This window comes from Cumulibacter soli, assembly GCF_004382795.1.
Lineage (GTDB): Bacteria > Actinomycetota > Actinomycetes > Mycobacteriales > Antricoccaceae > Cumulibacter > Cumulibacter soli.
This window is the reverse complement of the sequence record NZ_SMSG01000004.1, coordinates 109,032-130,907: the sequence shown is the minus strand read 5'-3', so window position 1 is coordinate 130,907 and position 21,876 is coordinate 109,032. Positions and strand designations below refer to the sequence as shown.

The following is a 21,876-nucleotide window of genomic DNA, read 5'->3' as shown; positions in this document are numbered from 1 at the left end:
TAGTGGTCGTGATCTACGCCTCAGTAACTCGGTCGGATCACGGGGTTCGCAGACCGTCGAGAACCAGGTCGGCAAGTATGTCGGCGACGTCGTCGCTGGAGTGCTCGCCACTCAACTTGAACCATTGCGAGACCAGGCTGATCATGCTGATCAGCGCGTTGGTGATGACCCGATCGTTGGAGCGGAAAACGCCGGCCGCGGCACCATCGTCGATGGCTTGTTGCCACAGGCGTTGCACCTCGTCGCGAGCCGCTTGCAACTGCTCCTTGTGTGGCTTCGACAGCGCGGCGCGGTCGCGAAGTTCGATGGTCACGTGGCGGCGGTATCGAATGATCTGGGTGATGTGGTTGTGGACCATGGCGCGCACCCGTTCCTCGGGGGCGTCGTGTTCGGCGACCGTCTTCAGCGTGCTTTCAAGCATGTCCTCGATGTACGAGATGAGGATCTGCCACAGCAATTCGTCTTTGGATTTGATGTGGTAGTACAGCGCTCCGGATTGGACGCCGGCGGCTTTGCCGATTTCGGAGACGCTCGTTCCATGGAACCCTTGTCGCGCGAATAACTTCGCGGCCTCGTTCAAGATCCGCTTGCGCGTGTCCCCGGTCGCGGACTCAGGTGGGCGACCGCGGCGGGCGGGCGTCTGTGTCATAGCGTCCCCCAGCTAGTTGTGGCCTTCGCGCCGCAGAAGGCTCTCGGCAATGTAGTAAGCGCTCAGTACATGTTGGCCTAGTCTATGGGGTTGGTCAGCCGCTCCAAGGTAACGAACGAATAACGCCCTGTTGTTTTATGTGCCATGACGGTAGGTTGTTGGCTACCTACTAATTTGGAGGTCGAGATTGACCACCCAGCCGGACTTCACGGATTTCGAGTTGGTGCCACACGGCAACAGGTTTGAATCCTTCAGCGTCGACCAAGTCTTCGACCATCATTGGGGACGCACGATTACCGAAGCCGACACGGTCAAGTTCAGTACCGATACGTGTGCCTGGCGCCCGCTATACCTGAATCGGGAGTATGCGCAGGCCGACGGACACCCCGATATCCCGGTTAATCCGACATTGCTGCTGTGCGTGGCCGTCGGGCTTTCGGTAGAGGATCTCAGCGAGGGCGGTGGTCCCTTCCTCGGAGTCAATGACGTCGAGTTTCATCGACCCGTCTACCCGGGTGTCACTGTCACCGCGCAGTCCGTCGTCGAAGACACTCGCCGATCAGCCAGCCGACCCGAGTCGGGAATCGTCACGTGGAAGACCACCGTGCGAGACGCGGTCGGTGAGATCGTGCTGACCTACCGGCGATCCAACCTGATCCGCAGCAAGGACGCGTCGAGGACGGAGGTTGCGCGATGAGTGCAACTGTGAACGCCAGCCAGTCTCACCTCTTGAGCGAGTTCGGCTGGTTCGAGGATTTCACGCTCGGTCGGAAGATGCGCCATAGTCGCTCGTCGACCGTAGATGAGTTAGAAGGCTCGGGCATTGCCAAGCAGGTACTGAACACTGCTGAGGGGCACTGGAACGAGCACGTCCCGAACGGGTTGGCTCAGGGGCGCCTGGTCTTCGGGCTCGCCACCGGTTCGTTGGTGCTGGGCCTGACTGGCTTCGACACGATGGAGCATGCGCTCGCTGAGTTGAGCTACACCAACCTACGCTTCACTGCGCCGGTCACCCATATGGACACGATTACCGCGTACTCCGAAGTCATCGACGTCCGCGACAGCGATCGCGCGGACGCTGGCATCGTCACCTTCCGTCACTACGGCGTCCGCCAGGATGGCGTCATGGTGTTCTCGGGAGAGCGGACCGCACTTATCAAACGAAAGAGCCACTGGAAGGGCACCAAATAATGGGAAATCGTCCGAACCGTCTTCGTCGCAGTGAGCTGTCGACTCCTGGTAGCAGCCCGAAGATGATCAGCAAGGCCGCCGCGAGTGATGCTGACCTCGTGTTCCTGGACCTCGAAGATGCCGTCGCGCCGAGTGAGAAGGTGCCCTCGCGCGCCAACATCGTCGCCGGACTGAATAACGAGGACTGGGGCAAGAAGACCCGCGCCTACCGGATCAACGGCGTACACACTCAGTGGTGCCACGGAGACATCATCGACGTAGTCAGTGGCGCAGGGCGCAATATTGACGTCATCATCGTGCCCAAGGTCAAGTCGCCGCGCGATGTCTGGTTCGTCGACGACCTATTGACTCAGGTCGAGATCGCGAACGACCTTGAGATCGGCCGTATCGGCCTGGAGCTGCTGATCGAGGAGACCGAGGCGCTCTCCTGCGTGGAGGAGATCGCCGCGTGCAGCCCGCGGCTGGAGGCGCTGATCCTCGGCGTCGGCGATCTATCCGCGAGCCAGGGAATCCGTGCCGGGCACATCGGCAGTGGCTCCGGCGGCGCGTTCACTTACCCCGGCGACATGTGGCACTTCGCTCGCAACCGGATGATCGTGGCCGCCCGCGCGAACGGCATCGATGCGATTGACGGCCCCTTCGGTGGGATCAGCGACGCCGACGGGTACCGCGCGCAGGCGGCGATGGCTGCCACGCTCGGAGCGGTCGGCAAGTGGGCGATCCACCCGAGCCAGGTCGGGATCGCCAACGACGTATTCGCGCCGACCCGTGCCGAGATCGATAATGCGAAAGCGGTCGTACAAGCGGTGCGCGATGCAGAGGCCGCAGGAAACGGTGCTGCTAGTTTGAACGGCGTCATGATCGACGCCGCTACCGCGCGCATCTTCGAGTCCGTGCTGGAGCAGGCCCGGCTATGCGGCCTGGAGTAACCGGCAAGGCATCCACCGGACCGCTGCGCGGGGTGAGGGTGCTCGATCTGACGGCGATGCTGGCCGGGCCCTACGGCACGATGATCCTGGCCGACCTTGGCGCTGACGTGGTGAAGATCGAGCCGCCGAAAGGCGATGTCACTCGGCATAGCGGTCCGCACCGAGCCGGCGATACCGACGAGGGCCTGGCTGGGTACTTCCAGTCGGTGAACCGCGGTAAGCGCAGCCTGGTGATGAATCTGCGTGATGAGCAGACCAAAGAGCAGTTTCTCGAGTTGGTGCGCAACGCTGACATTCTGCTGGAGAACTACTCAGCGGGCGTGATGGATCGACTCGGCCTCGGCTACGAGACGTTGCACGAGGTCAATCCGGAACTCGTCTACGGCACGCTGCGCGGTTTCGGCGATCCACGTTCCGGGCGCAGCCCTTACACCGAATGGCCGGCGTTCGACGTCGTGGCGCAGGCAATGGGCGGATTTCTGGGAATCACCGGCACCGCCGACGGTCAGCCGATCAAGTCCGGGCCAGGGGTCGGGGACATCTTTCCGGGCACCCTGCTCGCCCTCGGCGTCCTGGCCGCGCTTCGGCATGCCGAGCAGACAGGGGAGGGGCAGTTCGTCGATATCGCGATGTACGACGCCGTCCTCGCATTGTGCGAGCGACCGGTGTACCAGTACTCGTACCTCGACCACGTCGCGCAGCCCGTCGGCAACTCGCACCCGCTGTTGTTCCCGTTCGACATCTTCCAGACGTCCGATGGGTGGATCGCGATGGCGGCTCAGGGCCCAAGTCACTGGCCGATTCTGTGCGAGGAAATGGGCCGCCCCGAATTGGCTAGCGACCCACGGTTCGCCGAGAACATCAACCGGGTGCAGCACCGAGCCGAGGTGGCGCCGGTGGTGGTCGAGTGGGTCAAGGCTCAGACGACCGCCGAGATCGTGCAGAAACTTGGTGGGCGAGTCCCGGTCGGCCCGGTGAACCATATGAACGACATTTACGCCGACCCACACGTCGCGGCGCGCGAGATGCTCGTCGATGTGCCGCAACCGGGATCGGATAAACCCGTCACTGTCGCCGGCGTACCGCTCAAGTTCAGCCAGACGCCAGCGCGAATCACGAATCGCGGACCGTTGTTGGGCGAGCATGACTACGACGACGTCCTGACGGCCTGGACCGAACGAGGCTGAATTCAGTAGCGCCATAACGAAAGGTGTCGAGGTATGCAGGATCAGACGGAGATGTTGGCGACGGCGCTGCCGCACTATCGCACGGGGGAAATCCCAGACGAGGTGCGAATGGTGGCGAAGTCCAGCCTGCTCGACTGGATCGGCGTCTCGTTAGCCGCAGCCCATAGCGACCCGATGCGTGGCCTGCGGGACGTGCTCAATCCCGCCGCGGTCCCCGGTAACGCGACGCTCATTGGTGGTGGCAGTACCTCGCCTATGCTGGCTGCTCGGCTGAACGGTACGGCGGGACACGTGCTCGATTTCGACGACGTGCTTTCCTCTTTCGGTCATCCGACGGTACCGGTGCTGCCTGCGGCGCTCGCGCTAGCCGAAGTTCATGGTGCGAGCGGCGATGCGCTCCTGCGCGCGTTCATCGGTGGCATCGAGACCGAATCGCGCGTGAGCGACATGGTCGGTGCGCGCCACTATGAGGTGGGCTTCCATTCGACCGCGACGTTGGGGATCTTCGGCGCGGCCGCGGCCAGCGCGATGCTGCTCGGCCTCGATCACGAGCAAACCGTAACGACGCTGAGCCTGGCGTCGATATCTTCCAGCGGACTGAAGTCTGCGTTCGGCTCGTGGGGAAAGTCGTTGCAGGTCGGACATGCGGCAGCTGAAGGCCTGATCGCTGCCCAACTCGCGCAAGCCGGGGCGACGGGCCCGGGGACACGGCTGGATGGCACGCAAGGTTACCTCCGGACTCACCGGGTGCCCGGCGATCCCACGATCGTCGCCGACCAGCTCGCCGCACCGTCGGACGACTGGCGCACGCTGGGCATGTTGTTCAAGTACCACGCCTCCTGCTACGGAACGCACTCCAGTATCGAATCGCTGCGGCGACTGCGCGGCGAGGCTGGCGACGCCGACGTCCGAGCCATCCGTCTCGGCGTCTCCTCGCGGCACATTGGCATGTGCGATCAGACCAACGCTCGTACCGAACTACAGGGCAAATTCAGCCTCGCATTCACCAGCGGACTCGCCTGGGTTCGGGGAAGTGCCGGTGAGGCAGACTTCCACCCGTCGTCGATGTCTGATGCACAGGTGCAAGACATGGCCGCTCGGGTGCAAGTCCTCGAAGACCCCGCCCGCCCGTTCAGCACCACCGAGGTCGAGGTCGAACTGAACGATGGTCGCACCCTGACGTCAGCCATCGATATGACGATCCCGGCGCCCATGTCCGAACTGCAGGACCAATGGGGCCGCTTAGAGCAGAAGTTCCGGTCCCTGACCGAACCGCTGCTCGAGGTCGCCGTCGTCGATGCGCTGGTCGATGCCGTGCGCAACGTCGATGACCTTGGCTCCGCGACAGAGCTCACCGCGGCGCTTGCCGCCGCCGGTGCTGCATTGACACCATCCCACTAGCGGCTGACGAACTAACCGATCCGAAGACAAGTAAAGAGGAACGAATGCTGCCGAACGATGACTTTCTGGCCGGAGGCTTAACCGAGGAGCAGCGCGAACTGCAGTTGCTCGCGCGCGAGTTCACCATGCGCGAGGTGCTGCCGGTCGCCAACGAACTCGACCCCGTCGAGGGCGAGATCCCGATGAGCCTGCGCGAGAAGATGGCCGAGGTCGGCTTCTTCGGGATCATGGTGCCCGAGGAGTACGGCGGCCTGGGCCTGGGCGCTTTGGAGTACTGCATCGTCGCCGAGGAACTCGCGCGTGGCTGGATGAGCGTGGCGAGCATCCTGGCGCGTGGGCAGAGCGTGCCGGTGGGATTGCCGGAAGACCAGCGCAAGAAGTACCTCGAAATGACCGTGCGTGGGGAATTCCTGGGGGCAACCGCGATCTCGGAGCCTGAGGCTGGTTCGGACGTCGCCAACATCTCCTGCCGCGCGACGAAAAGCGGCGACGAGTGGGTCATCAACGGCACCAAGATGTGGTGCACTTTCGCCGATGGCGCGGACTACCTGCAGGTGTTCGCGCGGACCTCGCCCGCATCCGATCCGCGGCGTCGCCATGAAGGCGTGTCGGCGTTCTTCATCCCGAAGGAGCGCGGCACCTTCCCAGAAGGGATCAGCGGCACCAAGGTCCGCAAGATTGGCTACCGCGGATGGAGTACGTGGGAATTGTCGTTCGACGATTTCGTACTGCCCGCCGACGCACTGGTAGGTGAGGAAGGGAAGGCGTTCCGCACGATCATGACCTTCCTAGATACCGCGCGGGCGCATACTGCAGCCCGGTCCATCGGCCTGGCCCGCGGCGCCATGGAGGACTCGGTCGACTACCTGAAGACCCGCATCGTGTTCGGTGAGCCGATCGAGAAGTTCCAGGCGCTGCGGTTCATGGTCGCCGACATGGCGACCAAGATCGAGGTGTCGCGCCAGTTGATGTACGCGGTATGTCGTGAGATTGATGCTGGTCGTCGCGCGAGCACCCAGGCGTCGATGGTGAAGTTGTACGCCTCGGAGATGTCCGAGCGGGTCACCAGCGACGCGCTACAGATTCATGCCGGAGCGGGATACACCACCGACTTCGCGATCGAGCGCTACTGGCGTGATGCGCGCCTGACGAAGATTTTCGAGGGCACCAGCCAGATCCAGCAACGGATCATTTCGGACTCGATCCTCGGCCGCTAGTGCCGGGCACGATTTATCTTGACCGCGGGGTCGCGAGCAGTACGCGCGCGACCCCGCGGTCGTCGTTGGTCTACCCGCGGGTTTTCACCGATACACCGCGACCTGCAGCGGGTCGGCGCTGCACTGACTAAGGGGTAGTGAAATGACGTGTGCACTGCAATTACCGGCGCCGCGATCGGGCCGTAAGGTCGCGCTCACGCTGGGGATCTCCGTCCAGTACCCGGTGGGGGAGGACCCCGCCGCGCGGTTTGAGGAGCAGGTGGAGCAGGCGCGGTTTGCCCGCGACCACCAATTCGACGGTGTGAGTGCGACGCAGCACTACCTCGCGCACCCGTTCCAGTACCTGCACCCACTCGCGACCTTGGCCCGGCTCATTCCGGAGACCGGAGATATGCAGCTCGCGACCGGGATCAGTCTTGCGGCCCTCGCGCACCCGGTCGATCTCGCCGAACAACTCGCGAGCATCGACATCATGTCCGGTGGGCGACTGTCGGTCGGGGTAGGACTTGGCTATCGCGATGTGGAGTTCGCCGCGTTCGGGCTGGGCAGGACTGGCCGGCTGCAGCGATACCTCGACAACCTCGAATTACTCCGTGCGTTGTGGACCTCTGAACGAGTCACGTTTTCGGCCGAACACGCCCGTCTCGATGACGTCCCGATCGCGCTGCGCCCGCTGCAACGGCCGCACCCGCCCCTGACGATGGCAGCGCATTCGCGCACGGCAATTGAGCGGACTGCGCGAATGGGAATCCCGTGGGCGGCCGCCGCGGCGCACGTCCAGGACGACTACTTCCTCGAGCAGGTCGCGATCTACCGTCAAGCGTGTCGTGACCACGGGCATGAGGGTCTCCCCATGACCGTCGGTGTCGAGTTGTACGTCGCGAAAACCGAGGACGCCGCGCTCGACGTGGTGCGACGCTCCCTGCGGGTCAAGTACGAGGCGTACCGGGCCTGGGGTCAGGACTCCGTACTCCCGGAAAGCCAAAGTTTCGATAAGGAGTTCGACGACCTGCGCAAAGGACGGTTCATCATCGGTGACCCACAGGCCTGCGCTCGTCGTCTGCAGGACCTGATCGACACGGTCGGTCCGGCGCAGATCGGTCTGCGCATGAACTGGCCCGGCATGTCCCGTGCGGAGATCATGAGCGGGCTCGATCTATTGGTGCACGAGGTGCTGCCTCGCGTCCCCGAACTGCGGGCAACGAACTGACGCTCGCACCTCCTGATCCGGGCCGCACGCGCCCGGACCGGCGCCCGAGCGCCGCCGGCCACACGCTAGGCGGGCACCAGTCCGGCATCAGCCACGCGCTAAGCGGGCATCATCTCCGGTGGAGATGATGCCCGCCAGTGTCAGGATGCGGCCTAGTTCTTATTCGGTGACGGCCACTCCACGCAGGTCGACGTAGTCGCTGGAAGCCCACAGATTGCTGACGCCGTCGGCGTACGCGACAACGCGATACGCCATACAGATCGGAATCATATTGGGCACCGCGTCCACGAAGGCATTCATGTAGTCGGCGTACGCCGACTTACGCTCGGCCTGATCGACCGCGTTCGCACCCTCGGCTGCTGCGGCGTCCATCGCGGGATCTACTTCACCGCCCGGGTTGTACAGCGCGGTTGGCGTGAAGTTGCGTTCGACGACGGCGGCAGGGTCCGGCGGGCCGGTGTAGCCGGACACGGCGGTGGGCATCGTCTTCGCGATACCGAAGTTCTCCACGATGCCACCGGAAGGAACCGGGTTGACGCTGATCTCCATCCCGACCTCTTCGAGGTTCGACTGGATAATCTCGGCGAGTTTCGTGGACGTCGAGTTGTTCGTGAGCACTGCGTCGAAGGTCTGCTGGGGGTCGACGCCGGCCTCCGTCAAGAGTTCCTTGGCCTTCTCCGGGTCGTACGGGAAGTGCTCCAGTCCGTCGCCGAAGTCCTCGTCGTACATCTCGCTGCTTTCGGGCCACAGTTGGATCTGTGGCTTGCAGTAGCCCTCGAACAGCCCACCGCCGATACCTTCGCGGTCGATGGCAAGGTTGAGCGCCGTGCGGACATTGATGTCGTCGAAGGGCGCTTCGGCGGTGTTGACCGAGAAGAAGTACAGCAGCGGTGTCGGACCGGAAAGGATGCTGAAATCCTTGCCCTGAGCGGGGTCGATCTGCTCGGCGGAGATTTCCGAGGCGGTGAGTTGACCACCGACCAACGCGTTATAGCGAGTTTGACCTTCAGGCATGCCGAACAGGTCCATCGTGGCGACCCGCTGTACTTCTGGATCCCAGTAATCCTCGGTCTTCGTCAGCGTAATGCTCGTGCCAGGAATGGCTTCGGTAGCGGTGTAGGGGCCGATACCGACCGGGTTGTTGGTGACGTTGTCCGCGGCGATGGCCTTCGGGGAGACCATCATGCCCGCGCGTGCGGCGAGGGTCGCTGGTAATGCGCCCAGGCTATCGGTCACGTTGATACGGACGGTCAGGTCATCGATCGCTGCGACGTCGGCGACCTGGGACAACTCCTGCTTGATTTTGCTGGTGTCCTCCATGTAGCGCTCGAGGTTGATCTTGACCGCTTCGGCGTTGAACGGGGCGCCGTCGGTGAACGTCAGCCCTTCGCGAAGGGTGATCTCTAAAGACTTCCCGTCTTCGGACGGCGTCCACTCCGTGGCGAGCATCGGCTCGAGTGAGCCATCCGGGGCGCGGTAGATGAGCCGGTCGTACACGGGCGCGAGGTATGTCTGGTCGAGTCCCGAAGCGCTGGAGAACGGATCGAAACTTGACGGCGGGTAGGCGCCGGCATAACTGAAATGCCCGTTCGGGTCGAAGTTCTCGTCCAACTTGACGTTGGTCGGGAAGGAGTCATCCGCCGCGTCGGCAGGCTGGTCGTCGGGAGCCGACCCGCACGCAGTCAGAAGGAGGGCTCCGGCGGTGAGCGCCGTGGCGAGCCGAAAACTTTGTCGCATCTCTGTCCAATGTCCGTTCTGTGGGCCCAGCGGTGCGGGGCGCGGGAGCCCGGCTGCTCTTGGGTGTGGGAAACAGTGAACGTGACCAAAAGTAGGTTGTCAACCACAAACATTGATTGAAATCGAGAGTCGTGCAAGAAAGTAGGTTGTCAACTAACAACATTACCCGCCGAGAGAGCTCATGGCGAGCGATGGGACAATCGGGCCACATAATCGCGCGCGATCGGCGCGCACGGAACTGTGGAGGGCTGGATGCGGCCGGAAGAAAACGGATCGTCGCGGGAGGCAAGCGCGCCTGCGTCTGCGCCTGTGGCGGTGCGGGTCACCGACGGGGCTACGCCGAGGACTGATTCAGGAGCACAGCCGTCCACGAAACAAGCGCGGGCGGCGTTGTCCACCCGCAAACTGCTCGATGCCGCCGCCGAGTTGATTGCTGAGGGCGGTGTCAACAACACGACCTTGGCGATGATCGGTGAACGCGCTGGGTACAGCCATGGCCTGGTAACCCGGCGATTCGGGTCCAAAGAAGGTCTATTGCTGGCGCTGGTGGATCGAATGACGCTTGGTTGGTTCGAGACTCACGTCAACCCGGCGTCGCGCGCGGCGGTGGGGCTCGAGGCGCTGCGTATCAGGGTTGATGCGATACGTGGTGGTTGGACGATCTCGGTACGCCGGATGCGTGCGCTCTACTCCTTGATGTTCGAAGCGGCGATCCAGCCGATCCCGAGTCTGACCGAGAAGATGCAGGAGTTGAATCAGGTCGCGCTGACCTCCACGAGCGCAGACACTCAGCGCGGGATCGACGACGGGTCGATCCGCCTGGACGTCGACCCGGATGCGGTAGCGCGCCAACTGACGGCGTCCTTCCGCGGCGTTGCGTACTTGGCGATGCTGCTGCCGGACGAGTTCGATGTCTTCGATGCATTCCGGGACATCGATGCGTACGTCGACAGTCTCGCGAACACCGACGAGTCCTGACGGCGCTGTACATCCCGGTTGCCGGGCGAGCGACCGGTTGTGATCAGTCGGTTTCGATGCCGAGTGCACGCATCTTGCGATACAGCGTGGATCGCGCGATCCCCAGCGAACCGGCGGCGGCGAGTTTGTTGCCCTCGGCGTGCTCAAGTGCCTCTTCGATCGCTTTGCGTTCGGCGCGTTCAATTGCGCTCATCCGCCGTTCTCGATTCGGGGCGCGATAGCGGCCGGGCAAATGATCGAGTCGAATCATCGGTTCGTCGCCGCTCGCGCTGAGCGCGGCAGACAGGATCGACTGCAGTTCACGGATGTTGCCCGGCCAGTCATGGTCGGCCAGTGCCGCGAGAGCCTGTGGCGACAAGGTCGGCGCTGCGTGTGGCGAACCGGCAAGTTTGATCAGTAGATCGAGCGATATCGCTTCCAGATCCGCCAGGCGAGCCCGCAGCGGCGGCGCTTGGATGAGTGTCGAGAAGAGGCTCGCGACGCTTAGCTTCTTGATGCTGCTGGCATCCGCTGCGGTCGCCACCACGCGGGCGCCGCGATCGATTGCGTCGCTGAGCAGTACGTCGATAGGTGCCAGGCTTTTCGGAGACCGATCGACGTTCCGCAGCAATAACCGCTGATTAGAACCTGCGCGCAGAGCCGCCACGTTCGACCGGACTCCGTCGGGTGTGTCATTCGACAGGTTCAGCGACACGATGGGCGCGGTACTGCCGAGGCTGCGAAGCAGTACGTGTGCAATATGTCCGCGGCCGGATCCGTCCTCGCCGATCACCAGGGTCGGCTTATCGGCTCGCGCGCTGAGATGCACGGCGTGACGCAGTCGATGTGCGGCCGGGGAGTCACCAGGAATGAACCGTCGGACCGGCTGGGGCATCGCCGGGATCGCGTGCACGCTCCGCATCGAGCGCGTCGCCACCGACAAGCGCAACAGGGCGCCCACGGTCTGCTCGGCCCGGGTGATCGCCGTCGCGTGGGCGGTTATCGTTGCGCCGGTGGAGGTGGCCAGCAGGATGGTGGCCGGGCGGCGTTTATCGAGTCGAGGTGCGACCTGCTCCCATAATCGTTGGCGTGAGGATCTCTGTAATAACTGCAATCCAGATTCGTTGCCGATAAACATCGACGATCCGACGGCGATCAGCGGCTCGTGCGAGCGATTAGTTTCAGCCAGGAAGGCGTTCAGTAGCACTTGCTCCGAGTCCGGGGTGCGTTCAAGTAGCGCCCGACTGATGTCGCGGGCCGCGCCCAGGACGACGGGACGTACGAAACGCATCGCGCCCTCGCCGGTGCAGATGACGCAGATAGTGCCGGCGGTCGTAGCGGTAACCGGATCGTGAATAGGTGCTGCTGCACACCACCAGTCCTGAAGTGTATCGGTGAAATGTTCTGGTCCGCGCACCTCCAGGTATTCACCGAGCACCAGCGAGGTACCGATGGCGTTGGTGCCGACGACATCCTCGGCAAACACATGACCGGGCACGGCACTGGCCTCGTCGAGCCGCCGGAGGAACTCGCGACCGCCCCCGCGCCGCTCCAGGATCCGTGCGTCGGCGGTGGTCAGCAGCAGGCACGCCCGCTGGTCATCGAGACTGTCGGTGAGCCAATCGAGTGGTTCGCGGGCCGCCGGCAGCAAGGGCTCGGGTGGAGCAGCGAGATCGCGGTACGGGGCGCCGAAGGTGTCGGGGCGGACGCCCGCAGCTCGCGATCGTTCCCAAGACGACACGATCTGCGACCGCACCAGGGTGCCACTCGCGACGCGCCACGACAGCGGTCGCGTGTGGTCGGCGGCGAGGAAATCTGCCCGCGCCTGACTCACCAGAGCCACGAAGTCGTCCTTTTCCGGCAATGGACCCCTCCTGATCTCCTGTCGCGGTGTGCTCTGTTTCATTATCGGACAGCCAAGCCGTCGATTTGGTGCGTATCCGGGAAGTATCGTCCAGTGACCCACACGACAGGCGGCATCGTAACCGGCCGTCATTTCCTCTGGAGGACACGCATGAATCGTCTGAAGTTTGGTGCCTTCATGGCGCCGTACCACAAGGCAGGCACCAACCCGACCGCTGCGCTGCGTCGAGACCTGCGCACGATCGATTACTTGGACGAGTACGGCTTCGACGAGGTCTTCATAGGCGAGCATCACTCGTCGGGTGGCGAGTGGGTCGCATCCCCGGAGATCTTCATCGCGGCCGCCGCGGAGCGTACGAAGCGCATCAAACTCGGCACCGGCGTCACCTCGATCAGTTACCACAACCCACTGTGGGTAGCGGATCGGATGATTCAGCTCGACCACATGACGCAGGGCCGCGCAATCCTGGGCATGGGTCCGGGATCGTTGCCGTCCGACTCGCAGATGATCGGCTTGAACCCGACCGATACCCGCGAGTTGCTCGAGCAGAACATCGACATCATCACGCGGCTGGTTCGCGGTGAAGTCGTGAACGCTGAGACTCGCACGCACAAGTTGATTGACGCTCAACTTCAGTTCGCGCCGTACACCCCGGGCGGTTTCGAAATGGCCGTCGCGGGTGTCGCTTCGCCGACTGGTCCGAGACTGGCCGGCAAGTACGGGCTGGGCCTGATGTCGATTGGTGCCACGCTCACGCCGGAGGGTTTCGACGCGCTGGCGCACCACTGGAACGTCGTCGAGGAGCGCGCGGCCGAGTTTGGCCAGAGGGCGGATCGCGCGGCGTGGCGCCTTGTCGGGCCGTTCCACATCGCCGAAACCGAGGAGCAGGCGCGTAAGGACGTCGAGTTCGGTATCGAGCACTGGTTCGAGTACTTCCAGCATGTCGCCGCGTTCCCGCAGATGGCGGTGGACGGCAGCAACCTGAAGGAAATGATCGAGTTCATCAAGAACGCCGGCATCGGTGTGATCGGTACGCCGGAGCAGGCTCGTGAGCAGATCCAGCGGCTCATCGATCAGTCCAATGGTGGGTTCGGCTCGATCCTGAACATGCACACCGACTGGGCGAACCCGGAGGCCACGCAGCGTTCGTACGAGCTCATCTCCCAGGAGGTCATGCCGTACTTCCAGGGTCAGGTTGAGCCGTTGAAGGCCTCCGAGGCCCGAGCTCGCGCTGGTCGCGACGCGCTGGCGCAGCAGCAGCTGGACGCCGTGGACCACATGACGAAGAAGTACGAAGCCGAGCTGGCGGCGAAGAAGAGCTAGCAACGCCGCGCTGGAAACGCAGTCTGAGCGGGCACTTGTCGCTGTATGAGCGACAAGTGCCCGCTCACGCTGCGTGTTGAGTAACGTTCGCGCGCACGATCGAGCCGCCCGGCGCGTCGCGGTGGCAAGATGAACTCACCGCGTCAACAGGTGAGGGGAAGTGGTCGCTATGGGGTTCTTCGAAGAGGCTAAGCACAAGATTGAAGAAGTCGCTGGCAAGGTCGAGGAGTTCATCGGCGATGCCCGCGGAGACAGCGCTATGTCGGCCGCCGGAAACGCGCATGCCGAGCACGGTGAAGCGCTGATCGAGCAAGACGAGCAGCGCGCCGACGACCATAAGGATCATCCAGACGCCGACGGTGAACGAGAGCGCGCCGAGTCTTAACGTCGCGTCAGCTGACGAAGCGCGACTCACACTCCGACCGCGCCGGCGGTAGGGCGATAATGGAGTGGCATTTCGTCGATCCCTCGGAGCTGCTGTGAACCCCTCGCACCCCCATGTGCTCACCGTCATCGAAGGGGGCCGGGCGCTGTCCGACTTCCGGATCGCGGGTTTGCGCTCCCGGCTCGACGGCGTGTTAGCCGGTATCACCGGAATCCGGGCTCGACACATCCACCTCGTGCTCAGCGACGCCGAGTTCGAGGAGGCGACGCGGCAGAAGGTCGTCGAACTGTTGACGTACGGCGAACCGGCGCAAACCGGTGATGCGCCCGCGTCGAGCACGTTCGTCGTCGCACCGCGCCTCGGTACGATCTCGCCGTGGTCCTCGAAGGCCACCGACATCATCCGTAATTGTGGTGTCGATATCCATCGGGTCGAACGGGTCGTCGAGTTCGAGATCGTGCACGCCGACGGTGCTTTGACGGCCGAGCGGTGGGTCGAGGTGGCAGCGCTGCTGCATGACCGAATGACCGAAACCGTGCTGACCTCGACCGATGACCTCGACCATCTTTTCGCGCCTCGTACCGCAGAACCGATGGAGCACGTCGACGTACTCGGCGGGGGTCGGGCGGCTATCGAACGGGCGGACGCCGAGTACGGTCTCGCGCTCGCCGACGATGAGGTCGATTACCTCGTCGATGCGTTCGTCGATCTCGACCGAAACCCGACCGACGTCGAGTTGATGATGTTCGCGCAGGCCAACTCCGAACATTGCCGGCACAAGATCTTCAATGCCGATTTCGTCATCGACGGCCAGGCGCAGCAGACTTCTCTGTTTGGGATGATCCGCAATACCGAGAAACTGAATCCGACCGGCACGATCGTCGCCTACAAGGACAACGCGTCGATCATGGTTGGATCTGCCCGTAGCCGTTGGCTGCCTGAGCGTGCCGACGCGCCGAGCCGATACGCGCCGCGCGACGGCGACGTCCACGTCCTGATGAAGGTGGAGACCCACAATCACCCGACCGCTATCTCGCCGTTCCCCGGCGCCGCGACCGGCGCCGGTGGCGAGATCCGTGACGAGGGGGCCACCGGACGCGGCTCGCAGCCGAAGGCCGGCCTGACCGGCTTCGCAGTCTCGAACTTGAACCTGCCCGATCGCCTCGAGCCTTGGGAAACCGGCAGTCTCGCCGCACCCGAACACATTGCGAGTGCGCTGGAGATCATGATCGACGGACCGATCGGCGCGGCGGCGTTCAACAACGAGTTCGGCCGCCCCGGCCTCGGTGGTTTCTTCCGGGTGTACGAGCAGGACGTGGACGGCGTACGCCGCGGTTACCACAAGCCGATCATGAGCGCGGGCGGCTTAGGCACGATCGGCGCCGAACAGACTGAGAAGATCGTGTTCGGCGACGGCTCGCTCCTGGTACAACTCGGCGGTGCTGGGATGCGGATCGGGATGGGTGGGGGTGCGGCGTCCTCGATGGCGTCCGGCGCAAACGCCGCGGAACTCGACTTCGATTCGGTGCAGCGCGGCAACCCGGAAATGGAGCGCCGTGCGCAGGAAGTGATCAACCACTGTTGGGCGCTAGGCAGCGACAACCCGATCCTCGCGATTCACGACGTCGGCGCCGGCGGTCTATCGAACGCGTTCCCCGAACTCGTCGATGACGCCGGGCTGGGTGCGAAGTTCGACCTTTCGGCCGTTCCGCTGGAAGAATCCGGGCTGGCGCCGAAGGAAATCTGGTGCAACGAGTCGCAGGAGCGATACGTCCTGGCGATCGCGCCCGAATCGTTGCCGCTGCTTATGGAGTTGGCGCGGCGCGAGCGCTGTCCGGTGGCCGTCGTCGGTCGTGCCAGTGCCGATAAACAGTTGGTGCTCGCCGATGAGCCCATTGACGTGAGCGGGTCGACGGCTGACGTCGATAAGCCGATCGACATGCCGATTCAGGTGCTACTGGGTAAACCGCCGCGGATGACCCGCGACGTGAGCCGGATCAGCCGTACCGGCGATGACACCGACCCCACGACACTCAGCGGCGCCGAGTTGCGCGATACGGCGTATGCCGTACTTCGCCACCCGACGGTGGCCAGTAAGCGATTCCTGATCACGATCGCCGATCGGACAGTCGGCGGACTGACGCATCGCGACCAAATGGTCGGGCCGTGGCAGGTTCCGGTCGCCGACGTCGCGGTCACCCTCGCCGACTACTCCGGGTTCGCCGGCGAGGCCATGGCGACCGGTGAGCGGATGCCGCTGGCCGCCGTGGATGCCCCGGCGTCCGGGCGAATGGCTGTAGGGGAGGCGATCACGAACCTGCTCGCGGCGCCGATGGATTTGTCCGGCGTGAAGTTGTCCGCGAACTGGATGGCTGCCTGTGGCGAGGACGGCGAGGACGCCGCGCTGTACGACACGGTGCACGCCGTCGGGATGGAGCTGTGCCCACAGCTGGGTATCAGCATTCCCGTCGGCAAGGACTCGTTGTCTATGCGCACTCGCTGGAGCGCCGACGGTACCGAGCACCAGGTGATCTCACCGGTCTCGCTGGTGGTCACCGCATTCGCATCGCTCGCGGATGTGCGCGGCACCCTCAGCCCGCTGCTGGTGGGCGGCGATACGTCGTTAGTACTCGTCGATCTGGGCGCCGGACGCAATCGCCTCGGCGGCTCCGTGGCGTCGGTGACCCGAGGCGGATTTGGGCGCGACGTACCGGACCTGGACGACCCGTCACGGCTGGTCGGCCTCGTCGATGCCGTCAACGAGTTGCGCGCAGCCGGTTTGGTGTCGGCCTACCACGATCGCTCGGACGGCGGACTGTGGGCGACGCTGGTGGAGATGGCCTTCGCATCCGGGCTGGGTGTGGATATCAGCGTGCCGGACGTCGGAGCGTTGTTCGCCGAGGAACTCGGTGCCGTCCTGGAGATACCGAACGAATCGTTGCCGCGGGCCCGCGAGGTGCTGGCCGCGCACGGACTTGGCGATCTCACCTCGGTGGTCGCGACGCCGTCGGGTGACCGGCGAGTTCGCGTCGTCGTTGACGGTGAGCGCGTGCTGGATGAGGCCGTGCACGATCTATTCGCGGCCTGGGATGAGGTGTCCTGGCGGATTAGCCGCCTGCGGGATAACCCGGACTGCGCCGATGCCGAGCATGCCTCCGTCGGTGCCGCGCACCCCTCTCTGGAAGTGGTGACGACGTTCGACGCGTCGGCGGACGTTGCCGCACCGTACCTCAACCTCGGTGCCAAGCCGCGGGTGGCGATTCTGCGCGAGCAGGGCGTGAACTCGCATGTCGAGACAGCCGTCGCGTTCGCGCGCAGTGGATTCGATGCGATCGACGTACACATGACCGACCTGCAGACCGGACGATTCGACCTCGCCGATGTGGCCGGTCTGGTCGCCTGTGGCGGATTCTCCTATGGAGATACTCTCGGCGCCGGCGAAGGCTGGGCTCGTTCGGTGCTGTTCAATGAGCGGCTGACCGAGCAGTTCGGAAGTTTCTTCGGTCGGACCGACACGTTCGCGCTGGGTATTTGCAACGGCTGCCAGATGTTCGCGGCGCTCGCAGAGTTGATTCCGGGAGCTGATGCGTGGCCGCGATTCACCCGCAACGTCTCTGAGCAGTACGAAGCGCGGCTCTCGCTGGTCGAGGTGCTGGACTCGCCATCGATCTTCTTCGACGGAATGGCCGGGAGCCGAGTGCCGATCGCCGTGGCGCATGGCGAAGGGTTGGCGGACTTCCGCCACCGCGGCAGTGAGCGCGAGGTAGTGCGCGCGGCGCGGTTCGTCGTTCCCGGTGGTGAGGTCGCCACTAGTTACCCGGCGAACCCGAACGGTTCGCCCGACGGTTTGACCGCGGTCACTACGCCGGATGGCCGGTTCACCGCGATGATGCCGCATCCTGAGCGGGTGCATCGAAATGTGCAGATGTCCTGGACCGACGGTCCGCTCACGCAGGACAGCCCGTGGCTGCGCATGTTCCGCAACGCGCGCCTACATGTGGGGTAGTCGTGGCGAAACGTACCCCGCCTACCCGCGCCGAAGCCCGCGCCGCGGTTGAACGAGTAGCGGGCTGGCTCGACGACGACACGGTGGCGCCCGAACGCGGGGCGATCGCCGACGCCGTGCGCGCCAGCGCACGGTATCTGGCGGCGCTGCATCCCGGCGGCGCACTGGAATTACGGGTGCCGCCGTACGTCGCGGTGCAGTGCGTCGAGGGCCTGAACCACCGACGCGGGACCCCGCCGAACGTCGTCGAACTCGATCCGCGTACCTGGCTGGCGTTGGCTACCGGGCGGCGCGCGTGGGAGGACGTCGTCACCGCGGGGGTGTCGGCGAGTGGTTCGCGGGCGGACCTGACGGCGCTGGTGCCGATTCGTGGACTCGTAGATGAATAGGTACGTCCGGATCGTGCTGGCGATCGTCGTCCTGGTTTTCGGTGCGCTGACCACCGGATCCGGCATCTTTGGTGCCGCCAGTAACTCGGACAGCGCTCTATTCGGACTTCTGGTGGCTTTGTTCGGTGGGCTGGCCGTGGGCGCCGGAATCTGGATCGGTGTCGGCGGCTCGGACGATCGCGACAGTTTTAGTCGGCCAAATGTTCGCGGCCGGATGGGGTATTTGCTGGTGGCCTGCCTCACCGGCGTGTTGGCGTTGATCAGCCTGGCCTACTTCTTTACCGGCATTGGTGACTCGACGCGCCCGCAGCAGGATGGTGACTTCGGGTTCATGCCGATCGGGCTGGCCGGGATGGTGCTGTTCGGCAGTGCCAGCGTGTTGTGCCTCGTCGCGTGGCTCGGCGCTCGCCGGCGGTGAGTGTGATCTATGCGCGCAGGTGAAAACCACACCAACAACGGGTGCCAATCGCCGCGAATCGCTCGTAGACTCGCCGGGTAAGCGACCTCCAGCTAAGGGACTGCCGTGCTTCTGGAAAACGCATCGCAACGTGACGCTGTAGCGCAGCCGGAATCGGCGCAGGACGACGTACCGCACGAGGAGTGTGGCGTCTTCGGCGCCTGGGCGCCTGGGGAGGACGTCTCCAAGCTTGCCTACTACGGTCTGTACGCGCTGCAACACCGCGGGCAGGAGGCGGCCGGAATCGCCGTCAGCGATGGTTCGCAGATCGTCATCTACAAGGACATCGGCTTGGTGAGCCGCGTGTTCGATGAGGCCACGTTGAGCACGCTGAACGGCCACATCGCGGTGGGGCACTGCCGTTATTCGACGACTGGTGGTTCGAACTGGGAAAACGCCCAGCCTTCGTTCCGCACCACCACGACGGGCACCTCGATTGCGCTGGGGCATAACGGGAACCTGGTCAATACTGCCGAACTCGCTGTCCGCGCCTCGGAGTACGGCGTGCCCGGGATGAGCGGTACGACCACCGATTCCGACCTGATCACCGCGCTGCTGGCCAGTCGGCCCGACCTTAGCGTCGAGGCTGCGGCGATGGAACTGTTGCCGACGCTCAGCGGCGCATTCAGCCTGGTGTTCTGCGATGAGCACACCTTGTACGCGACCCGCGATGCGCATGGCGTGCGACCGCTGGTGCTGGGACGTCTGGAGCGCGGCTGGGTAGTCGCCTCTGAGACCTCGGCGCTGGATATCGTCGGCGCCTCGTTCGTGCGTGAGGTGGAGCCCGGCGAACTGATCGCGATTGACGCCGACGGTTTGCGTTCCGAGCGCTGGGCGACGCCGAAGCCGAAGGGCTGCGTGTTCGAGTACGTGTACCTGGCGCGCCCGGACACAACGATTTCCGGCCGCAGCGTGCACGCGTCACGGGTGGAGATCGGCCGCAGGCTGGCGCGCGAACACCCGGTCGAGGCCGATCTGGTGATTCCGGTTCCCGAGTCGGGGACTCCGGCTGCGATCGGCTATGCCGAGGAGTCCGGTATTCCGTACGGGCAAGGCTTGGTCAAGAACGCGTACGTCGGGCGGACCTTCATTCAGCCGTCGCAGACCATCCGTCAGCTAGGCATCCGGCTGAAGCTTAATCCGCTGCGGGACGTGATCCGCGGCAAGCGACTGGTCGTGGTGGACGATTCGATCGTGCGAGGTAACACGCAGCGGGCGCTCGTGCGCATGTTGCGCGAAGCCGGGGCACTCGAGGTGCACGTGCGGATCTCCTCACCGCCGGTGAAATGGCCGTGCTTCTACGGCATCGATTTTGCCAGCCGTGCGGAACTGATTGCGAACGGGCTGGACGACGACGGGATTCGGACCACGATCGGTGCCGACTCGTTGGGTTACGTCTCGCTCGAGCAACTGATCAAGGCGACCGAACAGCCGCCGTCCCGGCTATGTGCGGCGTGCTTCTCCGGCGAATATCCGATCGAGTTGCCCGATGCCAGTTTGATCGGCAAGCACGTGCTGGAGGGCGTTGAGCGTCGGGTGGATCCCGTCGACGGCCTGTCCAGTTTGAGTTCTTCCGGTGGCGCCGAGGACGCCGTCCGCCGCCCCTGAGTTCCTCTCGCCCTCCCTGCTGGTGGCAGACGGACCTGCTTCTGTTGAGGTGCGTTCCTTCGCGCCTTAGCTCTCTATTGTTCGGCACTCTGCCAATAAAGTGATATCGTTTTAATATCACGACGATAGGGAGCACATCATGACGCAGTTGGTGCATGACGAGAACTCAACCGGCGGGCAGCCAGCGGGAACTCCGGTCGGCCCGGATGGCTCGCGGGTTGATGTGAGCGAGCGCAGGGCCTGGTCGATTGACGGGTTCGCGGGCCTAGTGATTTCGCTGGTCTTGCTTGGACTCGGAACTTGGCTGGTGGTTTCCGGTGCGATTGCCCTCGATGGCGGCGACAGCGGTGGCGGTGCGGTGGCCGCGCTGGTCGGTGGGATTATTCTGGTGCTGATCGGCATCCTGCTAGGGACCTCACTGGTCATCGTGCCGCCGGGGCAGACGCAAGTTGTGCAGTTCTTCGGCCGCTACATCGGAACGGTTCGCAAGGCCGGTCTGCGGATGGTCGTGCCGCTGAGTACGCACAAGAAGGTGTCCGTGCGGGTGCACAACTTCGAGACCCACGAGTTGAAGGTCAACGACGCCGACGGCAACCCGATCAATATCGCCGCCATCGTGGTGTGGCAGGTCGCGGATACCGCTAAGGCGACGTTCGCGGTGGAGGAGTACGAAGACTTCGTTGCCGTCCAGGCCGAGTCTGCGCTGCGGCATGTCGCGATGAGTCACCCGTATGACAATGACGCCACCGAGGTGACCCTGCGCGGTGATACCGACATCATCTCCGGCGAACTGGCGGACGAAGTAGCCGAACGCATCACGTTGGCCGGACTCGAGGTGATCGAGGTGCGGATCTCCGCGCTCGCGTATGCACAGGAGATCGCGCAGGCTATGCTGCAGCGCCAGCAGGCCTCGGCGATTATCGCCGCGCGCGAGAAGATCGTCGAGGGTGCAGTGGGAATGGTTGATGGCGCGCTGACGCGCTTGGAGGCGCAGGGAGTGGTCGAACTCGATGAGGAGCGACGCGCCACGATGGTCTCCAACCTTCTCGTAGTGCTGTGCTCCGAGCGCGGTACAACTCCGGTGGTTAACGCCGGATCGCTGTACTAGACCGGATGTCCGATGAACGACGAGGCCGCGCGGCCGCGTAAACGAAAGTCGGCCGAGCGCAAATCGGTACTGCTGCGACTCGACCCCGCCGTCCACGAGGCGCTGCAGCGGTGGGCCGCTGATGAGTTACGGAGCGTCAACGCCCAGATAGAGGTGATTCTGCGGCAGGCGTTGAAATCCGCGCATCGCAGCCCTAAGGCGATGGGAGAGTTGCCGCGGCGTGGGCGTCCGCCGATAGATCCGCAGTTATAGCTGACA

Annotated in this window: 19 protein-coding genes; 16 read left to right on the top strand and 3 right to left on the bottom strand. The window is 64.1% G+C overall.

Features of this window, described 5'->3' with window-relative positions; all coding sequences use genetic code 11:
- Positions 1 to 37: 37 nt before the first annotated feature.
- A complete protein-coding gene (locus E1H16_RS10135; protein WP_134323763.1) occupies positions 38 to 649 on the bottom strand; it encodes a TetR-type transcription factor C-terminal domain-containing protein in 612 nt (203 codons plus the stop codon).
- Between the two features lie 187 nt (positions 650 to 836).
- Between E1H16_RS10135 and E1H16_RS10130 the strand changes: the two genes are divergently transcribed.
- From E1H16_RS10130 to E1H16_RS10100, 7 genes are all read left to right on the top strand, one after another.
- Positions 837 to 1,346, top strand: a complete 510-nt coding sequence (locus E1H16_RS10130; protein WP_208378983.1) for a MaoC family dehydratase — start codon at positions 837 to 839, stop codon at positions 1,344 to 1,346.
- The gene (locus E1H16_RS10125) at positions 1,343 to 1,840 is read left to right on the top strand and encodes a MaoC family dehydratase (RefSeq protein ID WP_134323761.1); all 498 of its coding nucleotides are present in this window, start codon (positions 1,343 to 1,345) and stop codon (positions 1,838 to 1,840) included. Before E1H16_RS10130 ends, E1H16_RS10125 begins: the two co-directional genes overlap by 4 nt.
- Positions 1,840 to 2,769 carry an HpcH/HpaI aldolase/citrate lyase family protein gene (locus E1H16_RS10120; RefSeq protein WP_134323760.1) on the top strand — a complete coding sequence of 310 codons (930 nt, stop codon included), beginning with the start codon at positions 1,840 to 1,842 and terminating at the stop codon, positions 2,767 to 2,769. Before E1H16_RS10125 ends, E1H16_RS10120 begins: the two co-directional genes overlap by 1 nt.
- A complete protein-coding gene (locus E1H16_RS10115) occupies positions 2,754 to 3,956 on the top strand; it encodes a CaiB/BaiF CoA transferase family protein (protein ID WP_134323759.1) in 1,203 nt (400 codons plus the stop codon). Before E1H16_RS10120 ends, E1H16_RS10115 begins: the two co-directional genes overlap by 16 nt.
- A gap of 33 nt (positions 3,957 to 3,989) precedes the next feature.
- A complete protein-coding gene (locus E1H16_RS10110; RefSeq protein ID WP_134323758.1) occupies positions 3,990 to 5,357 on the top strand; it encodes an MmgE/PrpD family protein in 1,368 nt (455 codons plus the stop codon).
- 44 nt (positions 5,358 to 5,401) lie between these two features.
- On the top strand, positions 5,402 to 6,574 hold the full coding sequence (locus E1H16_RS10105) for an acyl-CoA dehydrogenase family protein (protein WP_134323757.1): 1,173 nt from the start codon (positions 5,402 to 5,404) through the stop codon (positions 6,572 to 6,574).
- A gap of 142 nt (positions 6,575 to 6,716) precedes the next feature.
- On the top strand, positions 6,717 to 7,784 hold the full coding sequence (locus E1H16_RS10100) for an LLM class flavin-dependent oxidoreductase (protein WP_134323756.1): 1,068 nt from the start codon (positions 6,717 to 6,719) through the stop codon (positions 7,782 to 7,784).
- A gap of 159 nt (positions 7,785 to 7,943) precedes the next feature.
- Here the strand turns inward: E1H16_RS10100 and E1H16_RS10095 are convergent, their stop codons facing one another.
- A complete protein-coding gene (locus tag E1H16_RS10095) occupies positions 7,944 to 9,521 on the bottom strand; it encodes an ABC transporter substrate-binding protein (protein ID WP_134323755.1) in 1,578 nt (525 codons plus the stop codon).
- Positions 9,522 to 9,773: 252 nt separating this feature from the next.
- On the opposite strand from E1H16_RS10095, the gene E1H16_RS10090 reads away from it, so the two are divergent.
- A complete protein-coding gene (locus tag E1H16_RS10090) occupies positions 9,774 to 10,499 on the top strand; it encodes a TetR/AcrR family transcriptional regulator (RefSeq protein WP_134323754.1) in 726 nt (241 codons plus the stop codon).
- A 43-nt stretch (positions 10,500 to 10,542) separates the two neighbouring features.
- Here the strand turns inward: E1H16_RS10090 and E1H16_RS10085 are convergent, their stop codons facing one another.
- A complete protein-coding gene (locus E1H16_RS10085) occupies positions 10,543 to 12,321 on the bottom strand; it encodes a sigma-54-dependent Fis family transcriptional regulator (protein WP_166741703.1) in 1,779 nt (592 codons plus the stop codon).
- Between the two features lie 171 nt (positions 12,322 to 12,492).
- Here E1H16_RS10085 and E1H16_RS10080 point away from each other — a divergent pair, with 171 nt between their 5' ends.
- The 8 genes from E1H16_RS10080 (at position 12,493) to E1H16_RS10045 (ending at position 21,870) form a co-directional block, all read left to right on the top strand.
- On the top strand, positions 12,493 to 13,665 hold the full coding sequence (locus E1H16_RS10080; RefSeq protein ID WP_134323752.1) for an LLM class flavin-dependent oxidoreductase: 1,173 nt from the start codon (positions 12,493 to 12,495) through the stop codon (positions 13,663 to 13,665).
- 169 nt (positions 13,666 to 13,834) lie between these two features.
- Positions 13,835 to 14,050, top strand: a complete 216-nt coding sequence (locus tag E1H16_RS10075) for a CsbD family protein (protein WP_134323751.1) — start codon at positions 13,835 to 13,837, stop codon at positions 14,048 to 14,050.
- 94 nt (positions 14,051 to 14,144) lie between these two features.
- Entirely contained in the window at positions 14,145 to 18,056 is a 3,912-nt protein-coding gene (gene purL, locus E1H16_RS10070) for a phosphoribosylformylglycinamidine synthase (protein ID WP_134323750.1), read from the top strand.
- 2 nt (positions 18,057 to 18,058) lie between these two features.
- Positions 18,059 to 18,445, top strand: coding sequence for a sterol carrier family protein (locus E1H16_RS10065; protein ID WP_134323749.1), 387 nt, complete (start codon positions 18,059 to 18,061; stop codon positions 18,443 to 18,445).
- A complete protein-coding gene (locus E1H16_RS10060; RefSeq protein ID WP_134323748.1) occupies positions 18,438 to 18,863 on the top strand; it encodes a hypothetical protein in 426 nt (141 codons plus the stop codon). The genes E1H16_RS10065 and E1H16_RS10060 overlap by 8 nt, the downstream gene beginning before the upstream one ends.
- A 105-nt stretch (positions 18,864 to 18,968) precedes the next feature.
- Complete coding sequence (gene purF, locus E1H16_RS10055) at positions 18,969 to 20,510, top strand: amidophosphoribosyltransferase (RefSeq protein ID WP_134323747.1); 1,542 nt, start codon at positions 18,969 to 18,971, stop codon at positions 20,508 to 20,510.
- Between the two features lie 139 nt (positions 20,511 to 20,649).
- Positions 20,650 to 21,618 carry an SPFH domain-containing protein gene (locus E1H16_RS10050; protein ID WP_134323746.1) on the top strand — a complete coding sequence of 323 codons (969 nt, stop codon included), beginning with the start codon at positions 20,650 to 20,652 and terminating at the stop codon, positions 21,616 to 21,618.
- A 12-nt stretch (positions 21,619 to 21,630) separates the two neighbouring features.
- Entirely contained in the window at positions 21,631 to 21,870 is a 240-nt protein-coding gene (locus E1H16_RS10045) for a type II toxin-antitoxin system antitoxin (RefSeq protein ID WP_134323745.1), read from the top strand.
- Positions 21,871 to 21,876: the final 6 nt, after the last annotated feature.

Bases quoted from the DNA above. Each gene is read 5' to 3' on its own strand.
- E1H16_RS10060 (WP_134323748.1), top strand. From the start codon at position 18,438: ATGAATAGGTACGTCCGGATCGTGCTGGCGATCGTCGTCCTGGTTTTC.
- E1H16_RS10105 (WP_134323757.1), top strand. From the start codon at position 5,402: ATGCTGCCGAACGATGACTTTCTGGCCGGAGGCTTAACCGAGGAGCAG.
- E1H16_RS10075 (WP_134323751.1), top strand. From the start codon at position 13,835: ATGGGGTTCTTCGAAGAGGCTAAGCACAAGATTGAAGAAGTCGCTGGC.
- E1H16_RS10100 (WP_134323756.1), top strand. From the start codon at position 6,717: ATGACGTGTGCACTGCAATTACCGGCGCCGCGATCGGGCCGTAAGGTC.
- E1H16_RS10135 (WP_134323763.1), bottom strand. From the start codon at position 649: ATGACACAGACGCCCGCCCGCCGCGGTCGCCCACCTGAGTCCGCGACC.
- E1H16_RS10115 (WP_134323759.1), top strand. From the start codon at position 2,754: ATGCGGCCTGGAGTAACCGGCAAGGCATCCACCGGACCGCTGCGCGGG.
- E1H16_RS10050 (WP_134323746.1), top strand. From the start codon at position 20,650: ATGACGCAGTTGGTGCATGACGAGAACTCAACCGGCGGGCAGCCAGCG.
- E1H16_RS10095 (WP_134323755.1), bottom strand. From the start codon at position 9,521: ATGCGACAAAGTTTTCGGCTCGCCACGGCGCTCACCGCCGGAGCCCTC.
- E1H16_RS10090 (WP_134323754.1), top strand. From the start codon at position 9,774: ATGCGGCCGGAAGAAAACGGATCGTCGCGGGAGGCAAGCGCGCCTGCG.
- E1H16_RS10080 (WP_134323752.1), top strand. From the start codon at position 12,493: ATGAATCGTCTGAAGTTTGGTGCCTTCATGGCGCCGTACCACAAGGCA.
- E1H16_RS10110 (WP_134323758.1), top strand. From the start codon at position 3,990: ATGCAGGATCAGACGGAGATGTTGGCGACGGCGCTGCCGCACTATCGC.
- E1H16_RS10125 (WP_134323761.1), top strand. From the start codon at position 1,343: ATGAGTGCAACTGTGAACGCCAGCCAGTCTCACCTCTTGAGCGAGTTC.
- E1H16_RS10045 (WP_134323745.1), top strand. From the start codon at position 21,631: ATGAACGACGAGGCCGCGCGGCCGCGTAAACGAAAGTCGGCCGAGCGC.
- E1H16_RS10120 (WP_134323760.1), top strand. From the start codon at position 1,840: ATGGGAAATCGTCCGAACCGTCTTCGTCGCAGTGAGCTGTCGACTCCT.